The 1,062-nt window shown below is 52.2% G+C and carries 1 pseudogene; it reads left to right on the forward strand.

The features are described from left to right. Positions 1–30: 30 nt before the first annotated feature. Positions 31–1,062, forward strand: a pseudogene (locus tag D829_RS32095) (prominin family protein); the annotation flags it as partial.

Genomic DNA, 1,062 nt, shown 5'->3' on the forward strand with positions numbered 1-1,062 from the left:
TGCATATGGAACGGTGGAAGGAGGGTAGAGATGAAGAATAGGACAATGGCTAAGGGAGTTGTAAGGAATAGACGAGGGTATGCGGCGAACGAGGTAATGGTGGAACAGGCGTTTGACGGGTCTCGCCATGCAGAGGGTACAGAATATGTAGATAACAGGAACTTATGTAATGGGGACAGTAAGGGTAGTAGAGTCAGTACATATAATAGGGAAGATACATACAACAAAGACGATACATATAAAAAAGATGATAAAAATAATCCAAATGGAGCTATCCAGATCGATGCGTCAGGGAGTTTTTCTCAAAGTTTGAGGTGTAAACGTTATTCAGGATCGGGGTGGACTGTTGGGTTAGGCATACTCTCCATTGTCTTGCTGCTCGCAGGGTGTCTGAGTCGGGGATTGTATTATTCGGCCGATCTGTATCCTGTCCTTTTGATTGCAGCAGGAAGCATATTGATCATGATTGTGCTATTTCTTGTCGGTATTCGTCTAGAGCAAGAGCAGGAGCAAGGAAGAAAACAAGTACCTCTGTCACCGGTACATTGGCTAGGGAACAATGAACGAATGGTTTGGCGAATGATTCGAATCCCGGGAATATTACGGGTGTTGTGGCCGCTGGGGATGATGACATGTTTTGGGGTACATGCATGGGCAGGCTCGGTGAGTAAACAGGGCAGCATGGATGAAATGCTGCGGTGGAGCCTGCTTGCGATGTTTACTCTGCTCACCGTAATATTGGCTGCGCGCACGGATGGTGCGTGTTGGTTAGCCTGCGGTTGGCAGATGGCAGGCGGCTTGCTTGTGCTAAGCGGCATCTTTGCCGTGTGCGGGTTATTGCCGCTGCCCTTCGGGGTGATGCGAACTGCTGACCCCGAGATCAGCTCCGCCGGAGCAAGGCTCGGCGGACTATTGCAGTACCCGAATGCGTACGGTGCCGTTGTTGGCATGTACGCATTGGAGCGGCTGACAGCCGCCGCACGAGTCATAGCCCGGCCTGTGCCGGCCGGGCGACTCATCGCGGCAGTGCTGCCGCTCATGCCCGCGCAAGCCGCGCTCCTG

Source organism: Paenibacillus sp. PAMC 26794, assembly GCF_000316035.1.
Taxonomy (GTDB): domain Bacteria; phylum Bacillota; class Bacilli; order Paenibacillales; family Paenibacillaceae; genus Paenibacillus.